This is a genomic window from Kitasatospora sp. NPDC040550, from assembly GCF_055594965.1.
Genome location: NZ_JBVIWC010000011.1, coordinates 160,896 through 176,286 on the forward strand (window position 1 = coordinate 160,896; position 15,391 = coordinate 176,286).

General features: G+C 73.6%; 15 protein-coding genes. 4 read left to right on the plus strand and 11 right to left on the minus strand.

Features of this window, described 5'->3' with window-relative positions; translation table 11 throughout:
- The first annotated feature begins 32 nt into the window (after positions 1–32).
- A complete protein-coding gene (locus ACZ58X_RS18500; RefSeq protein ID WP_470334683.1) occupies positions 33–596 on the plus strand; it encodes a GNAT family N-acetyltransferase in 564 nt (187 codons plus the stop codon).
- On the opposite strand, the gene mycP is transcribed toward ACZ58X_RS18500, so the two are convergent.
- The 4 genes from mycP to ACZ58X_RS18520 all read right to left on the minus strand — a co-directional run bounded on the left by mycP (position 590) and on the right by ACZ58X_RS18520 (position 4,490).
- Positions 590–1,789 carry a type VII secretion-associated serine protease mycosin gene (gene mycP, locus ACZ58X_RS18505; protein ID WP_470334684.1) on the minus strand — a complete coding sequence of 400 codons (1,200 nt, stop codon included), beginning with the start codon at positions 1,787–1,789 and terminating at the stop codon, positions 590–592. The two genes, ACZ58X_RS18500 and mycP, sit on opposite strands and share 7 nt — an antisense overlap.
- Positions 1,790–1,842: 53 nt before the next feature.
- Positions 1,843–3,225 carry a WXG100 family type VII secretion target gene (locus ACZ58X_RS18510; RefSeq protein ID WP_470334685.1) on the minus strand — a complete coding sequence of 461 codons (1,383 nt, stop codon included), beginning with the start codon at positions 3,223–3,225 and terminating at the stop codon, positions 1,843–1,845.
- Positions 3,226–3,254: 29 nt separating this feature from the next.
- Positions 3,255–3,695: a hypothetical protein gene (locus ACZ58X_RS18515; protein ID WP_470334686.1), complete on the minus strand. Its 441-nt coding sequence runs from the start codon at positions 3,693–3,695 to the stop codon at positions 3,255–3,257.
- 96 nt (positions 3,696–3,791) lie between these two features.
- Positions 3,792–4,490 carry an endonuclease V gene (locus ACZ58X_RS18520; RefSeq protein ID WP_470334687.1) on the minus strand — a complete coding sequence of 233 codons (699 nt, stop codon included), beginning with the start codon at positions 4,488–4,490 and terminating at the stop codon, positions 3,792–3,794.
- A 202-nt stretch (positions 4,491–4,692) separates the two neighbouring features.
- On the opposite strand from ACZ58X_RS18520, the gene ACZ58X_RS18525 reads away from it, so the two are divergent.
- A complete protein-coding gene (locus ACZ58X_RS18525) occupies positions 4,693–4,941 on the plus strand; it encodes a hypothetical protein (RefSeq protein WP_470334688.1) in 249 nt (82 codons plus the stop codon).
- A gap of 42 nt (positions 4,942–4,983) precedes the next feature.
- Here ACZ58X_RS18525 and ACZ58X_RS18530 read toward each other — a convergent pair whose 3' ends face one another.
- Positions 4,984–5,706: an RDD family protein gene (locus ACZ58X_RS18530; protein ID WP_470334689.1), complete on the minus strand. Its 723-nt coding sequence runs from the start codon at positions 5,704–5,706 to the stop codon at positions 4,984–4,986.
- 109 nt (positions 5,707–5,815) lie between these two features.
- A complete protein-coding gene (locus ACZ58X_RS18535) occupies positions 5,816–7,321 on the minus strand; it encodes an RDD family protein (RefSeq protein ID WP_470334690.1) in 1,506 nt (501 codons plus the stop codon).
- Between the two features lie 451 nt (positions 7,322–7,772).
- Here ACZ58X_RS18535 and ACZ58X_RS18540 point away from each other — a divergent pair, with 451 nt between their 5' ends.
- Positions 7,773–8,189 carry an SsgA family sporulation/cell division regulator gene (locus tag ACZ58X_RS18540; protein ID WP_470334691.1) on the plus strand — a complete coding sequence of 139 codons (417 nt, stop codon included), beginning with the start codon at positions 7,773–7,775 and terminating at the stop codon, positions 8,187–8,189.
- Positions 8,190–8,293: 104 nt separating this feature from the next.
- Here ACZ58X_RS18540 and ACZ58X_RS18545 read toward each other — a convergent pair whose 3' ends face one another.
- From ACZ58X_RS18545 to ACZ58X_RS18560, 4 genes are all read right to left on the minus strand, one after another.
- Positions 8,294–9,697, minus strand: a complete 1,404-nt coding sequence (locus tag ACZ58X_RS18545) for a glycosyltransferase 87 family protein (protein ID WP_470334692.1) — start codon at positions 9,695–9,697, stop codon at positions 8,294–8,296.
- A gap of 200 nt (positions 9,698–9,897) precedes the next feature.
- Positions 9,898–11,475 (minus strand): glycoside hydrolase family 18 protein, encoded by a 1,578-nt coding sequence (locus tag ACZ58X_RS18550; protein ID WP_470334693.1) that lies wholly within the window; start codon positions 11,473–11,475, stop codon positions 9,898–9,900.
- 291 nt (positions 11,476–11,766) lie between these two features.
- Entirely contained in the window at positions 11,767–13,185 is a 1,419-nt protein-coding gene (locus ACZ58X_RS18555) for a sensor histidine kinase (RefSeq protein WP_470334746.1), read from the minus strand.
- A gap of 17 nt (positions 13,186–13,202) precedes the next feature.
- Positions 13,203–13,928 (minus strand): response regulator transcription factor, encoded by a 726-nt coding sequence (locus ACZ58X_RS18560; RefSeq protein WP_470334694.1) that lies wholly within the window; start codon positions 13,926–13,928, stop codon positions 13,203–13,205.
- Between the two features lie 145 nt (positions 13,929–14,073).
- Here ACZ58X_RS18560 and ACZ58X_RS18565 point away from each other — a divergent pair, with 145 nt between their 5' ends.
- Positions 14,074–14,613 carry a hypothetical protein gene (locus ACZ58X_RS18565; protein WP_470334695.1) on the plus strand — a complete coding sequence of 180 codons (540 nt, stop codon included), beginning with the start codon at positions 14,074–14,076 and terminating at the stop codon, positions 14,611–14,613.
- Between the two features lie 60 nt (positions 14,614–14,673).
- Here the strand turns inward: ACZ58X_RS18565 and ACZ58X_RS18570 are convergent, their stop codons facing one another.
- Entirely contained in the window at positions 14,674–15,216 is a 543-nt protein-coding gene (locus ACZ58X_RS18570) for a VOC family protein (RefSeq protein ID WP_470334696.1), read from the minus strand.
- Positions 15,217–15,391 lie beyond the last annotated feature (175 nt).

Here is a 15,391-nt window from a genome sequence, read left to right on the forward strand (position 1 = left end):
ACGAACCGGCCCCACCGGGCATCCTGGGCACCATGGCCACGGACCTCTCAGCCCTCGCGGTGACACCCACCCTGCACGGCCCCACCATCCGCCTCGTCCCCCTGGCGGCCCGGCACACCGACCCAATGTGGGCACACTGCACCGACCAGGAGACCAACCGCCTCACCGGCACCCGCACCGCCTTCACCCGCGACCAGATCGCCCAGTGGTGCGCCACCCGCGCCGACCGGCCCGACCGCCTCGACCTCGCCGTCGAGGACCCCGCCACCGGCCGCTTCCTCGGCGACACCGCCCTCACCAACGTCGACCCGGACAACAACTCCGCCGACTACCGGATCGCCCTCACCCCCGACAGCGTCGGCCGCGGCATCGGCACCGAGACCACCGTCCTCGTCCTCCGCCACGCCTTCGCCACCATCGGCCTCCACCGCGTCCACCTCGACGTCTTCGAGTACAACGAACGCGCCGCCCGCGCCTACACCAAAGCCGGCTTCGTCCTCGAAGGCCGCGCCCGCCAAGCCCACCACTGGGACGACCGCTACTGGGACGTCCTCCACATGGCCGCCCTACGCGACGACTGGCTCAGCACTCACTGACCGCCCCGCCGCCTCCGCCGACGCACCACCACCCCGGCCACCACCGCCCCCACCACCACGACACCGGCCACGACCACCGGGCCGGTGACGTCGCTGCCACCACCGCCGGCGTTGGCTTCGGGGGCCACGGTGGGCTGTTCCGCCGGATCGGTCTCATCGTCACTCGGTGGCGTGCCGTGCGATTCCGCCCGCTTCACCAGCGGATTCTCCCGGGGGCCATTGTCCACTGCCGGGTTCGCCTCCAGCGCCTTCGCGGGCGAGACGATCCCATAGCCGTAGTGGTTGTTGGGCACCACCGTCCCATCGGCGGGCGGGGTGGCTGTCTTGATCATCCGATTGATCACCTGCCCGGCGGACAGGTTCGGGTACTTGGAGCGGATGAGCGCGGCAGTGGCGGAAACGTACGCAGTGGCTTCGGACGTACCGTCTCCAGCTCCATAACTCGTAGAGGATTTGGCCGTGGCGAGGTAAATGTCCACACCAGGCGCGACGATTGTGGTCTCGGGACCTGGTGTGGAACGGTCCCATACGCCCCCCTTCGAGTCCACGGCTCCTACAGCCACGACCCCGGGGAAGGCCGCCGGGTATCGAACACCTTCCGCGTCCTCGCCGAAGTTTCCGACCGCCGCGACCAGCACGACATCCTTCGAGATTGCGTAGTTGACGGCCTTCCGCAACTCCGCATCAAGGCGAAACCCTCCTCCGAGGGACAAGTTGACGACGGTCGCACCATGGTCGATCGCGAAGCGGATCGCGTCCGCGAACCCCGTCGGCTGGGGATCGGAGCCATCACCTTCCGCCCCCACCTTCACGGGCAGGATCTTGGCCTTGGGAGCCAACCCCATGACTCCTTCCTGCGTCCCGTGCCCGTGCCCCGCAATCAGGCTCGCGATTCCGGTTCCGTGGCCCTTGCTGTCCACACGGCCATCGGAATTTCCACCCGAGTAGTCGGCTCCGGGGAGGACTTGTCCAGTCAGATCCTGGTGATCCTGATTCACTCCGGAGTCGACCACGCCGACTACGACCCTGTCGCCCTCGCTGACCGACCAGATCTTCGTCTCGGCGTCGAAGGTCTTCAGCGCCCACTGATGGTCCCTGATCTGGTCAGCCCACGCCCCAGGCGCAGCAGCGGCCCAAACCAATGCCCCAGCGGCGAGAATCGCCGTACCGCGCGCCAACAGGTGGCTTGTCAAACCCGGTCACCCCAACTCAGAGATCAGCTCACCCGTCCGTCCACGGACCGGCCTCATTCCACCACGTTCGGGTTGGCCGGCTTGTCCGACGCCCAGGTCTCCTCGTCTTCGACGAGGTAGTCCGGGCGCCTGCCGCCATTCCCCCGTTCCTTCTTACGGCGCTGCGCTTCACTCATCGGTATGCCGGGAGACATGACGCCAGTCCCGCGGGGCCCGGATTCGGTACCGACCCGATTACGAGCCCCCAGCCCGGATCCGCCTTCTGTGAAGGCCTGGCTGCCTGCTCCAGCGCCCGGCGATACCCCCCGCACAGCGCCACCGGGCCGGGCCAAGGAGCCGCCCACCTGCTGAGCTCCGGACGTTCCTCGGCCCCCGGTACCGCTGCCCGGGTACTCGCCGCCGGGAACCTCCTTTCCGCCAAAACCGGTCTTGCCCTGGCCGAAGTCAGGCCCGATCGGGGTGCTCTGAACGCCCGGCCCCGTGGGCGTGACGACAGGTTGTCCCCCTCCACCGGCCACCGGTCCGTTCGAAGGACCTGCGGACGTGGTGGTGCCCAGGGCGGACGTCTGGGTACCGGAGGTAACAGGACCGGACGCATTTCCACCGGGACGCGGCGCCGGAGTGCCCGAGATGCCCGCCTCGGGGGTGCTGCTCGTCATCGTCGCCGACTTCGGCGGAGCCTGTGCCGTCCCACCCTTGATTCCAGAATCCGTCGGAACTGCCGCGTTCCTCGACGACGCGCCGGAGGCCACCGACGGCATGGACGACCTCGATCGCTGCGGCGCGGCACCGGACGCCGACCTCGCCGACGTCCCCCCGACTCCGATCGACGTCCCCGACATCACTGCGGCTGCCATGGCAGCTGCCCCGCCCGGATCGTTCTGCGATCCGACGTCACGGGTGTCTTCGCCGTAGAACCCGGGCTTCGCCGGCGGCTTGGAGCCTGGCATCGGCGGAGCCTTCAAGGCCGGCGTCGCGATGCGGTAGTGCATCGCGAGGGTCTGCATGACGGCCGCCGCTTCGGCCTTCTTCTGGTCCGTGAGCTGGATGTGGTCGTCCTCGCTGCTGAAGAAGTCCCCGACCTTGTCCTTGAACTGGTCCCAGGTGCCCGGTTCCTCGGGCATGGTGCGCTTGGCCGTCGCCATCGCCTCGGACATGTTGTGCAGCGTGTTGGCCGCGTCGTTGGCGTACGCGGCGGCCTCGTTGATGCTGGCGGCGAGGGTCAGCATCGAGGTGTGGAAGGAGTCGCTGGTGGTGCCCTCCCAGGTGGTGGCCGCCTCGGTGCTCACGTTGGTGAGGGTCTTGCGGATCTCCTTGAGCGTGGTCGCCGCCTTGCGCCAGGGGTCGCCGGCGGCCATCACCGCGCCGGGGTCGAGGGCCTGTGCCATCTTGCGGAGATCGGCATGGCTGTACTTGGTGAAATCGGTGTAGGTCACGGCTGGTTCACCTCCGGTCGGGCGGTCGGTCAGATGGTGGCGTTGCCGCGCTGGGACGGGACCTGGTTGGCCTGGTAGGCGACCTCGCTGGTGGCCGAGGGAGCGGCCACGGACCAACCGTCGCCGGACAGCTTGAGCTTCGTGCTCACGTGCTGGTCCTGCTCCTCGTAGTTGGTCGCGGTGAGTTCTGCCTTCTTCTGGGCCTGATCGATCGCCTGCTGGAGCTGGTTCAGCACGTCCCGCAGTGCGTCCCGCATGCTGCTGTAGCGGCCGTGGATCTCCGTCGCCTCGGCGAAGGTGCCGAAGGCGGTCTTGCCGATGCCGCTGCGCCCGTGGGTGGTGCTGCCGTTGGCGTCCTTCTCGAATTCCTTGAGCAGCAGCCGTACCTGCCCGGCGAACGTGCGCAGTTGTTCGACCTCGACCCGGTAGCCCTGGTTGGCTCCGCCGGTCGAGCCGGTCCCTGTTCCCATTGCGGCGCCCCCCGTGCGTCCGTTCCTGGCCTTCGGGGCCCGGGCCCCGGTGTCTCATGTCTAACACACCGGGTCGGAACCCCGCCCGGTGCACGGTCAGTTCGAGGGCGTCCTGCTGTGCAGGGCTTCGGCGAGGGCGCGGCGGCAGAGGGAGTCGGCGTGCCGGGTGGTCTCGGGTTGCCGGTAGCGGCGGGCGAGGTCGAGGGTGGTGCGGACGGCGGTGTCGAGGCCGATGCGGTGGCCGACGGAGACGTAGACGGGTTTGACGCCGGGCTGGGTGCGCAGCGCGCGGCCGACCTCTTCGCCGGTGGTGGGGTCGGTGAGCGGGGTGCAGGAGCCGCGTGCCGCCTCGGGGTCGTGGTGGTCGAAGGTGAAGGGGGTCTTGGCGACGCCGAGGGTGCGCAGTCCGGTGAGGACGCCGAGGTGGCTGGCGAGGCCGAGGCGGCGGGGGTGGGCGAGGCCGTAGCCGTCGCAGACGACGGTGTCGGGGGTGCGGGTGAGGGCGGCCAGCGCGTCGAGGACGGCGGGGAGTTCGCGGAAGGCGAGCAGTCCGGGGACGTAGGGGAAGGCGATCCGGCCGACGGCGGTGGCCTCCTCGACGATGTCCAGGGTGTCCCGGTCGAGGAGGACGGCTGCGGCGGCGACGAGGTCGTGGCCGTCGTCGTAGGCGACGTCGACTCCGGCGATGAGCGGGCCGGGGGTGCCGTCGTCCTGGGCCCGGACGAGCGGGCGCAGTCGTTCCTGTTCGGCGAGCGCCTGGGCTTCGGTGGTGGGCCAGTCGGTGGGGATGGGCACGGTCGGTTCCCCCGGGTCTGCGTGGTGTCGGACGGGCTCCACCGTACCGAGGGGTGCGGACGACCCCGGGGTGAGCCCGTGCGCCCCCTGTGCCCCCGACCTCGCGGGCTAGCCTGGTCGTGCCGAACTCCCTTGCCGGGTAGGACTTCTGGCACCGGCATCATTCCCGCCCGTTTCCCCCGACGTGCGAAGGACCCCCGCCATGCCACGTCCGTCCGCTGCCCAGTTCTGCCTCGGCTCGTTCACCGTCGTCGCCACCACAGTGGCACTGCTGGCCGTTTCGGGCGCCGCGGGCGTCCTGGAGGTCGCGGTGCTGGTGGGGTTCGCGCTGGCGCTCGGCACCGTGGTGACGGTGCTCTCGGTGTCGGTGTCCGCCCGCTCGTCCGCGGCCGGCGAGCGGTCCGGGGCCTCCACGGCCGCTGCCGGGCGCGAGTACGCCCGGCAGCGCTGATCCGCCGGTCCGCCGCCGGGCGCCGTCCTCCCGCGGTCGCGGTCAGATCTCGGTGGTGACCACGACGGTCTTCGCGGCCTTGTCGTGGAGGCACTGCCGGTAGGGCTTGTCGAAGACGCCGAACAGGCCGTCGATGACCCACCACAGGGCGGCGCAGCAGAGCACGGCCGGGAGAATGTAGACGGCGGCCCGGGTCCACGCGGCGGACTGGGTGGGCGAGTTGCCGTCGATCAGCATGGCGACGCGGATCTTCATGGCCTTCTTGCCGAGGGTCTGGCCGTCCCGGCTGAGCATCAGCGCCTCGTAGACGAGGTAGACGGCGCAGCCGAGCCAGAAGGCCTCGGTGGTGCCCTCGCGGGTGCTGAGGTCGACGAAGGGGCCGATGACGATGACGCCGATGGCCTGCATCAGGACGTAGTCGATGAGGCGGGCGATGATCCGCTTGGGCCAGGTGCCGATCGGTGGCATACCGGGGACGGGTCCGCCGCTGGGGGTGCCGTACGGGGCGGAGTCGGGGCCGTGGCCGGACGGGGACTGGTCGTAGGGCTGCCCGCCGTGGGGGGCTTGGCCGTAGGGGTTCTGACCGGGGGTCGGTCCGCCGTAGCTGCCCTGGTAGGCGCCGGGGCCCTCGGCGGGGGCGCCGGACGGGGCGGGGCGTGGCGGTTCGCCGTCCGGCGTGCCGCCGCCCGGGGTGGGGGGCTGCTTGTCGAAGGAGGGCTGACCGCCCCCCTCCGGCTGGGGGCCTGAGGGGTCGTGGGTGCTCATCCCCCGAGTAGAACATCGTAGATTCTCAGCTTTTGGGACATTTTGTTCGTTTTGCTGTCGCGCACCCGTGAGTGGCCCAGTGCGTGGACCCGGGACCGCAACGGCCGGCTCAGCTGCGGACCACCCGGGTCCGGGCCGCCCGGTCCTGCCAGCCGCGCCGGGCCGGGCGGTCGAACACCGGCCAGACCAGGCCGAGCAGCAGCACCGTGCCGAGCTGCCGGACGACCCACCGCAGCAGCGAGCGGCCGAGGCTCAGTCCGGTCCGCCCGCCGGGGGCACCGGCGTCCACGACCCGGATCCGGGCCAGCCGCTTGCCGAAGGTCTGGCCGGTCCGGGCGGTCGGCAGCACCTCGTAGACGAGGCTGGCGAACACCAGGATTCCGAGCAGGGCGGCGAGCTTGCCCAGCACCACGTCGTCGACCAGCCAGACCTGTACGTGGCGGCGGGCGAGGGAGCTGGCCATCCTGGCCTGGTCGACCTTCTGCTGGAGGTGGTCGGAGACCGAGCTGCCGAGCGGGATCCCGGCCGCGACGGCGACCACCAGCAGCACCGCGGTGTCCACCGCCCGGGCCGCCAGCCGCCGCCCCAGTCCGGCGGGCACCGGGGGTGCCGGGCGTGCCGACCGACGGCGGACGGCGGACTCCCGAGCCGGCCGCGCCACGGGCAACGCGGCGACGACGGCCGGGCCCGGCGCCGGGGCAGCGCCCGAAACCGACACCGGAGCCGACGCCGCCACCGCAGGCACCGCGGGCACCGCCGCCACCGCAGGCACCGCCGTACGGGGCACCTCTTCGACCGCTGCCTCGGCAGTCGGCGCCGCCACCTCGCGGACCGCGCCCGTCATGGCGGGCGCGACGGCCGCCGCCACCTCCACGGCAACCGCAGCGCGCTCCCCCTCCGCGCGCCCCTCTTCCTCCTCGAGCGCCCCCGGAAGCACCCCCCAGGACACCCAGCGCGGCGCCCCACCGGTCTCCATCAGACCCCGCTGCGCCCGCGGATCGGCCTGCCACCCCGAGGCCCCGAGGTCGACTCCGAGGTCGACCCCGAGGTCGCCGGCACCGGCACCGGCCTCGCCGCCCCCGCCCGCCCCGGGGCCCTCCTCCAGCGCGGGCTCGACGGTCCGGAACACCGGCCCGCCGATCACCTCGGCGACCCGCGGCCCGACCACGAAGGACGCCCCGCCCGTGGTCTGGTCCAGGTACACCGGCCCGGTGTCCCCCGCCCCCGGAGCCTCCCGCCCGTCCAGCGCGGGCACCACCGGCACGGGCACGGGCGCAGACACCGGCAGAGGAACGGGCACAGGCACAGGCACGGGCACAGACGCCGACACCGGCACGACCAGCGGCAGCACCGGCGACTCCGACCGCGCCTGCGGCACCGGCGCCACCGGCGGCGGCACCACCCGCGCCGCCGCGACGTCGGGGGCGGCCCGCCGGGTGGCGTACCGGGGCGGCTGCAGCACCTCGCCCTCGACGGGGGCGGGCCGGCTGGTGCCCGGCACCCAGGCCGCACCGCCCCAGTAGCGGACGTATCCGGGAATGGACGGGTCGGGGTAGTAGCCGGGCTCGGGTGCGACGGCCGGGTCGCCGTCGGCGGCGAAGGGGCGGTCCGCCATGGGGGTCTTCTCTCCTGTCGGGCCTTGACGAGGGCCGTTGAGGGGCGGGCCTCGGCAGATCCAAAGATCGAAACGTGCTCGGAGCCGGGTCGGTCCGAGCACAGGGCCACGCCGCGCCCGCGCACACCCCGGGGCGTACGGGGCGCTCGGGGCGTGTGGGGGCACCACCGAAGGCGGACAGTCGCCGGACAGTCACAAAGGGTAGTACCTCGCCGGGGCCCCGAAGGAAAGTTGACGATTCCCCGGACAGCGAAGGCACGCGCGGGGTAAGGGCCCACGCACGGCAGAAGCCCACCCCGCCGCTCTCCCGCCGCTCCCCCGCCGCTCCCCCACCGCCCGAAACTTCCCGGAGAAATCCCGGAAACGTGTGTAAGACCCGGCGCGAACCGCCCTCTCAACGGTCACAGGGCCCGGAACCGGGCACGAACCGAAGGCAGAGAGGAAGACGACCATGGACCGCCCCGTCAGCGTCGTGGAGCACGAGCTGGAGCTGAACCTGGTGCTCTCCCCGGAGCACAGCGTCCCCGTCCCGGCCCGGCTGACCTACGGCAGCCACGACCCGTACGCCGTGTACATCACCTTCCACCTGGACACCGGCTCCCCGGTGACCTGGGTGTTCGCCCGCGAGCTGCTGGTCGAGGGCACCTTCCGCCCGTGCGGCCAGGGCGACGTGCGGATCTGGCCGACCCGTTCGGGCCGGCGCAGCGTGCTGTGCATGGCGCTGAGCTCCCCGGCCGGGGACGCGCTGCTGGAGGCGCCGCTGCCGGTCGTCGCGGCCTGGCTGGAGCGGGCGCACCGGCTGGTGCCGCCGGGCAGTGAGCTGGCCGCCCTCGACCTGGACGGCTCGCTCGCCGAGCTGCTCGCGTAGGCGTGCGGGAGGTACGGGACGGGCGGGGCGTGCGGGTCGTGCGCCGCAGCGTGCACTGGACCGTCCAGCAGCACCGGCACAGCAGCGACGGAGCCCCCGCCGGCTCAGCGGGCCGCGGGGGCCTGCTGACGACCGCGGGCGGCGTCCGGGCCGCCGTCGCCGTCGCGCTGTCCGGGCAGCCGGACCAGCGGGGCACCGGCGGAGCGCCGACGCGCCCTTATCCGGATGGCGGCGGCGAGCAGGAAGCAGAGGCCGACCCACGGATAGATCGAGGTCGGCAGCTGGCTCAGCGGCGACATGTGGAGCACGGCCGCGCCGACCGGCTTGGCGGCCCACATCGCGAAGGACAGGAAGGCCAGCAGGGTGGCCCAGAACGCGGCCCGCCAGCGCAGTCGGCGGACGCCGGCCGGGCGGGCGCGCTCGACGGAGGCCTCGGCGGCGAGCAGCACGAGGACGGGCACGCACCAGACCCAGTGGTGGGTCCAGCTGATCGGCGAGATCAGCACGGCCGTGACGGCGGTGACGCAGAAGCCCCAGGCCTCGGCCCGGGGCAGCCAGCGGCCGCTGCGGACGGCCCAGGCGGCGACGGCGAGGCCGGCCACCGCGATCAGGCCCGCCCCGAGGGTGGCGAGGAAGCCGGGGTCGGCGCTGTGCAGCAGGCGGGCGAAGGCGCCGCGCAGCGACTGGTTGTCGACGATCTCGGTCTTGCCGACCCGGGAGGAGTCGTAGAGGTACTTGGTCCAGAAGCCCCAGGTGGCGTCGGGGAGGAAGAGCGCGCCGATCAGGAAGGTGCCGAGGAAGGTGAGGCCGGCGGTGAAGGCGGCCCGGACCCGGCCGGTGACCAGCAGGTAGACGGCGAACAGGCCGGGGGTGAGCTTGATGCCGGCGGCGATGCCGATCGCGATGCCCTTGCTGCGGTGGGCGTCGGACCGGGTGAGGTCCCAGAGGATCAGGCAGCCGAGCGCGAGGTTGATCTGGCCGTACCGGAGCGTGGTGAAGACGGGTTCGAGCCAGACGCCGAGGCCGGTGATCAGCACCACGCCGATCGGCCGGAGTTCGCGGCGCGGCCAGCCGACCAGCTTGAAGGACAGGTGGGCCATCAGCGCGAGCAGCCCGAGGTTGCCGAGAGTGATCACCACGCGGAGGACGGGGATCGGCAGCCAGGTGGTCGGGACGAAGAGCATGGCCGCGAACGGGGGGTAGGTGGCGGGGAGGTTCCACTCGGTGACGCGCAGCGCGTAGAGGTCGGTGCCGTTGGCGACAGCGGCGCCCTCGGCCCGGTAGACGATCATGTCGACCATCGAGGTGTGGACGAAGTGGCGGACCACTGCGTACACGAGCAGCGACAGCAGCGCCACGGACGAGGCGATCAGCATCGGGCGGCGGGGGGCCTCACGCAGTGCGCGCACGGGGGCACCGAGCGCGACGCGCAGCCGGTCGGACAGGGGAGCGGGCGGCGGGGCGGGTACCGTCCGCACCGGGCTGCGCTCGTCTTGCACCGCTGTCACTGTCCACTCCGTCCACCGCTCGGCCAACCAGCGACGATACCGGATGCGACCCTTCCCGTCCTGGGCGCGATCGGCTACTCACGGTGACGAAAGCGCCCCGGCCGACCGTGCTCGGCTGCGGGCTGAGCACGGGCGACCGGGGCGGTCCAGGGGGCCGGGTCCGTCCAGGGCCGTCCAGGGGGCGGGCCCCGGCCGGGGCCTCAGCCGGTGTAGCGGCCGAGGGCCCGGGTGAAGTCCAGCGGCTGCTGGACGATGCTGCTGCAACTGGCGTCCGCGGCGGCCTTGGCGCCGCCGGCGCAGGCCTTGTCCCGGGTGCCGGACCACATGGCCAGCCAGGCGAGGTGCTTGCCGGCCGCGAACTCGGCCAGCTGCTCGGCGTCGGCCACCGTGAAGACCTCGCTGGCGACGTCGTTGACGCCGATCATCGGGGTGACCGCGACCTTCCGCCAGGCGGCCGCGTCGTCCAGCCCGAGCACGCTCTTGACCTGGGCCTGGGTGGCGGTGGCCGCGGCGATCGCGTACGTGCCCATCCGCCCCTGCGGGTTGGGGGCGACGCCGTCGCCGAAGTCCATGGCCATGATGTTGACGGCACCGATCGAGACGCCGCCGGCCTTGGCACCGGCGACCAGGTCGACGCCGTCCTGGGTCAGGCCCGAGGGCAGCGCGGGCAGGGTGAAGGAGACGTCGAGCGGCCTGCCCTTCGCGGCGGCCTCGCGCTGGAGCTGGGCGACGGCCTGGGCCCGCCGGGTGTTGGCGGCGGTGTCGGCGATCGCGCCGCCCTCGACGTCGAAGTCGAGCCGGGTCACGCCGTACGCGTCGATCACCGTGCGGTACGCGGCGGCCAGGTCGGCGGTGGAGCCGCAGGCGAGGGCCAGCTCGCTGCCGTTGGCGCCGCCGAAGGAGACCCGGACGTCGCCGCCGATCGCGCGCAGGGCCCCGATCTGGGCGGCCACCGCGTCGGCGGACAGGTCGCTGACCCCGCCCCACTTGGGTACGCAGCCGCCACCGGAGACCACGAAGGCGAGGGTGAACTGCTTCACCCCGGCGGCCTTGGCGGTGGCGACCAGGTCGTAGGGCGGGTAGAGCGAGGTGTCGACGTACGGGGCGAAGCCGCCCCCGGCGCCGGCCGGGGGTACGGGCACACCGGTCGCCGTGGGGGTGGCGGTCGGGGTGGCGGTGGGAGTCGGCTTCGCGGTGGCGGTCGGAGTCGGGGTCGGCTTCCCGGTGGCCGTGGCCGAGGCGGTCGCGGTGGGCGAGGCTGTGGGGGTGGGCGAGGCCGTGGGGGTGGCGGTCGGACGCCCGGAGGGGGTGGGCGCGGGGCCCTCGCCGGCCGTGCAGGAGGCGTTGTCGATCAGGCAGTTCCCGGGCTCGGCCTGCGCCGCTCCGGCGCCCTGGACGACGAAGCCGACCACCACGCTCTTCCCCGGGTCCAGCCGCTTGCTCCAGGCCTCCGGCCTGACGGTGACGTGCTGCCCGGCGGCGGTGAAGGTGGCGTTCCAGAGCGAGTCGATCTTCGCGCCGGCCGGCAGGTCGAAGCTGAGCGTCCAGTCCTCGATCGGGTCGGCGGCCGGGTTGGTGACCAGGTACTGGCCGGTGTAGCCGGCGTCCCAGCTGCTGGTCCGGCTGTACACGGCGCCGAGCGGGGCGGCGCTGGCCGAGGAGGCGAGCAGCACGGTCCCGCCCGCGACCAGGGCGGCGGCGACCGCCGAGGCCCCGATGATCGTCCCCTTGCGGCTGCGCCTGCGGTGGCCGGAACGGCGGGTGGGTCGGGTGGTCATGCGCGTTACCTCCGCGGGTGCCTGCGGTCGGCACCGTTCGCGGGTGCCTGCGGTCGGCCGCCGTCCGGACGGCCCGCGCGGGGTGCACGGGGTGCGCGGGGACGTCCCGGGCGGCCGGCCCGGCTCGGTCGGGTGACCGGCGCGACCGACGCTAGCCGTGCCCGGGGGCCGGAAGCCGTGGGCTGAGCGAGGGGTGAAGCTCCCTTAGGCCGCAGTTAAGGAAGAGGCCCGCCGAGCGGCAGACCACGACCACGGGGCGCGGCCCGTACGACCCTCCCGCCCCACCCGCCGTCACTTCGGGAACAGCGCACCCCTGGTCCGCCGCCGGCCGGCCCGGGTGGTCGGGGCCTCCGTCGGGCGGGTGCGCAGCCGCAGCCTGGTCTCCGCGCCGCCGAGCACGGCGGAGCGGCCGAGTGCCAGGTCCCCGCCGGTGGATTCGGCGAGCTTGCGGACGATGTCCAGCCCGAGGCCGGTGGAGCCCTCGCCGCCGTGGCCCTCGCCGCGCTTGAGGGCGGCGGCCGGGTCGCTGTAGCCGGGGCCGGCGTCGCCGACCAGCACGATCACCGAGGAGTCGGTGGCCAGGACGTCCACCGAGAAGGCGGTGCCGACGGCGGTGTGCCGGAAGACGTTGCCGAGCAGGGCGTCGACGGCGGCGGCCAGGTCGCCGCGCTGGACGGGGACGGGTGCGGCGCGTTCGGCGCCGGCCAGTTGCCAGCGGCGGCCCTCGTCCTCGGCCAGCGCGGACCAGAAGCCGACCCGTTCGCGGATCACCTCGGCGGCGTCGCAGCCGACCGCGACAGCGGGCGCGTCCTCGGGGGCGCGGCGGGCGGAGCGGATGATCTGGTCGACCTCGCGCTCCAGTTGGGCCACCGCGTGCCGGGTGGCGTCGGCCGCGTCGCCGTCGCCGAGGGAGGCGGCGTTGAGCCGCAGCACGGTCAGCGGGGTGCGCAGCCGGTGCGACAGGTCGGCGGCCAACTCGCGCTCGGCGGCCAGGAGTTGGACCACCCGGTCGGCCATGGCGTTGAACGCGTGGGCGGCCTCGCGGAGTTCCTCGGGGCTGCCGTCGACCTGCTTGCCCGTCACCGGGACGCGCACCGCGAGGTCCCCGGCGCCCAACGAGCGGGCGGCGGCGGCGAGTCGGCGGGCGGAGGCCACGATCCGGCCGCCCATCCGGTCGGCGACCAGCACCGAGAGGGCGACCAGGCCGAGCGCGACGGCGGAGAGCACCAGCCAGGCGGTGGAGACGCCCCGGGTGAGGTCGCTCTCGGCGACGAACACCTCGACCACGGCGGTCCGCCCGGTGTCCACCGCGACCGGCTGGAGCAGCGCGTAGCCGCCGGGCACCGCGACGGTGAAGGCCCGGCCCTGGCTGCCGGCCGTGGCCACGTCCGGCGCGGCGGCGCGCCCCTCCCCGATGGTCGGGCCGCCCGGCGCCGCGGAGTCCCCGACGGCCGGCACCCCGGCGGGCACCGGCAGGTGCACCGCCATCCGGCCTTGGCCCCCGGCGTCGGTACTGGCCAGCGCGCGGTTGATGGCGTCCTGGTCGGTGGTGATCGCCAGGGCCGGCCCGAGCGCCGCGGCCTGCCGCTCGGCGGCGGTGAACGCCCGGTCCCGGGCGGTCTGTTGGACCATCAGGCCGAGCGGGATGAGGAAGGCCAGCGCGACCATGGTGGTCCCGGCCACGGCGGCCTTGATCAGGGCCCAGCGCAGCGAGTGGGTGAACCGCTTCATGTCCGGTGCTCCGCGGGGCCCGCGGGGTCCGCAGTGCCCGCGGTGGCGGCCTCCAGCCGGACCCCGACGCCCCGGACGGTGTGCAGGTAGCGGGGGTTGGAGGCGGTCTCGCCGAGCTTGCGGCGCAGCCAGGAGAGGTGGACGTCGATGGTCTGGTCGCCGCCGTAGGTCTGCTGCCAGACCTCGGCGAGGATCTCCTTGCGCGGCACGACCACCCCGGGCCGGGCGGCCAGGAAGGCCAGCAGGTCGAACTCTCGCCGGGTCAGGTCGAGCAGCCGCCCGTCCAGGACGGCCTCGCGCCGCTGGAGGTCGATGGCCAGTCCGCCGACCCGCAGCACCTGGGCGACGGGGGCGGCGCCGCCGCCGAGTCGGCGCAGCACGGCGGCCATCCGGGCGCTCAGGTGTTCCCCGGAGAAAGGTTTCACCAGGTAGTCGTCGGCGCCGTCGTTGAGCAGTCGGACGATCTCGGCCTCGTCGTCCCGCGCGGTCGAGATGATCACCGGGACGTTGGTCAGTCCCCGGATCATCTTGAGCGCCTCGCTGCCGTCCAGGTCGGGCAGGCCCAGGTCCAGGATCACCAGGTCGCAGCCGACCTGGGCGACCTCCCGCAGCGCCTCCAGGGCCGTGCCCACACTGCGGACCGCGTGACCGGTGTCGGTCAGGTGGCGGATGAGCGCGGAACGTACGAAGGGGTCGTCCTCGACCACGAGCACTGTTGCCATGGCCCTGCACGGTACGCCATCGGCGGGCAGTGGTCTGTACCTCGGGGGTGGCTCGGCACGGCCTCCGGAGCTTGTGCAACTCCCCTGCCGAACACCGGGGGTACCCATCACCACCTGCGCGGAAATACGGCAGGATGTGCGGACGATGCGGAACGGACTGGTACAGCTCTGCGCCTGGGCGGCGGCCACCGGGGCGGCGGTGGCGCTGTCCTGGCTCGGCGTGCACGCCGTGCTCAGCGGAGCCGCGTTCGAACGGCCCACCGCACTGCCGCTGCCCTCCCCGAAGGCCGGGAGCACGCCGTACGGAGCGAGCGCCGACCCCGGCCGGACGCCGACCGGCGACACACCGTCCCCGACGGCCTCCCCGACCGCGAGCGCGGCCGCCACCACCGCGCACTCCCCGGTCACCACCGCGGCCGCCCCGCCGGCCAGGAAGCCCGTGCCCACCGCCACCACCCCGACGTCGGCGGTGAAGAGCTACCCGGTCCCCGGCGGCCGGGTCGCCCTGGACATCCGCGCCGACCGGGCCTCACTGGTCTCTGCCACCCCGGACCCGGGCTGGCAGATGCAGGTCTGGAACGGCGACCAGTGGATGCGGGTGGACTTCACCAAGGACAACCAGGCCAATTCGGTCTTCGTCTACTGGAACGGCCACCCGCCGGTCGTGGAGACGGCGGTCCGCTGACCCGCCGCGGCACAGGTCCCCGCACCCGCCGGCCCGGACACCGCCCCGCGACCGCCCCCGTCACCACCCCGCGAAGACCTCGTACCCCGGCAGGTACGGCCCCGCGTACCCCGACCGGTCGACCAGGGTGTGCCGGGAGCCGCCCGGCACCGCGATGGTGGCCAGCACCACCGAGCCGTACCGGTCCCGCACCTCGTACGGTTCGGCCAGCGACAGCGCGCCCCGGTCCACGGCGTAGTCGTACGCGTAGGGGACGTCCGGCACGCCGACCGCGAGGTCCAGCACCCCGTCCCCGTAGCGCTCCAGGTGCGCCGCCAGCTCCCGGCCGCGCGGGCCGATCACCTGCACCGGCGAGGTGAGCACGATCCGCGTCCCGGGCCCGGCCAGCACGTAGGAGACCGCCTCCGGGTCGCCGGTCCCCGGCCCGGCGTACGCGGTACAGCGCAGCCCGAGCGCCGCCAGGTAGCGGCGGGCCGCCCGCTCGGCGTCGCCGACCACGAACACCACCGCGTCGGCGCGGCCGGGCGGCAGCGGCCCGAGGTCCTCCGGTCCCCCGGCCGGGCCCGCGGCGAGCAGGACGGATTCGGCGGCGGTGTCGGTCATGACGGCCCTCCCGGTAGGCGTACGGACCACCCGGCGCCCGGGGTGGGGCCCGGAGCACGGGATCGTGGCTGGAGGGTGGCGCCGGGCCGACCGGCGCGCAACTGTTCCGTTTCCTCCTGGTCAAGCTGCGCCCCGGAGCGGGAGAATCGGCGGCACCGCTGTACAGAATGCCCAC

Coding starts and splice junctions, on each gene's coding strand:
- ACZ58X_RS18500 (WP_470334683.1), top strand. CDS start 33: ATGGCCACGGACCTCTCAGCCCTCGCGGTGACACCCACCCTGCACGGC.
- ACZ58X_RS18515 (WP_470334686.1), bottom strand. CDS start 3,695: ATGGGAACAGGGACCGGCTCGACCGGCGGAGCCAACCAGGGCTACCGG.
- ACZ58X_RS18525 (WP_470334688.1), top strand. CDS start 4,693: ATGCCACGTCCGTCCGCTGCCCAGTTCTGCCTCGGCTCGTTCACCGTC.
- ACZ58X_RS18530 (WP_470334689.1), bottom strand. CDS start 5,706: ATGAGCACCCACGACCCCTCAGGCCCCCAGCCGGAGGGGGGCGGTCAG.
- ACZ58X_RS18535 (WP_470334690.1), bottom strand. CDS start 7,321: ATGGCGGACCGCCCCTTCGCCGCCGACGGCGACCCGGCCGTCGCACCC.
- ACZ58X_RS18540 (WP_470334691.1), top strand. CDS start 7,773: ATGGACCGCCCCGTCAGCGTCGTGGAGCACGAGCTGGAGCTGAACCTG.
- ACZ58X_RS18550 (WP_470334693.1), bottom strand. CDS start 11,475: ATGACCACCCGACCCACCCGCCGTTCCGGCCACCGCAGGCGCAGCCGC.
- ACZ58X_RS18560 (WP_470334694.1), bottom strand. CDS start 13,928: ATGGCAACAGTGCTCGTGGTCGAGGACGACCCCTTCGTACGTTCCGCG.
- ACZ58X_RS18565 (WP_470334695.1), top strand. CDS start 14,074: ATGCGGAACGGACTGGTACAGCTCTGCGCCTGGGCGGCGGCCACCGGG.
- ACZ58X_RS18570 (WP_470334696.1), bottom strand. CDS start 15,216: ATGACCGACACCGCCGCCGAATCCGTCCTGCTCGCCGCGGGCCCGGCC.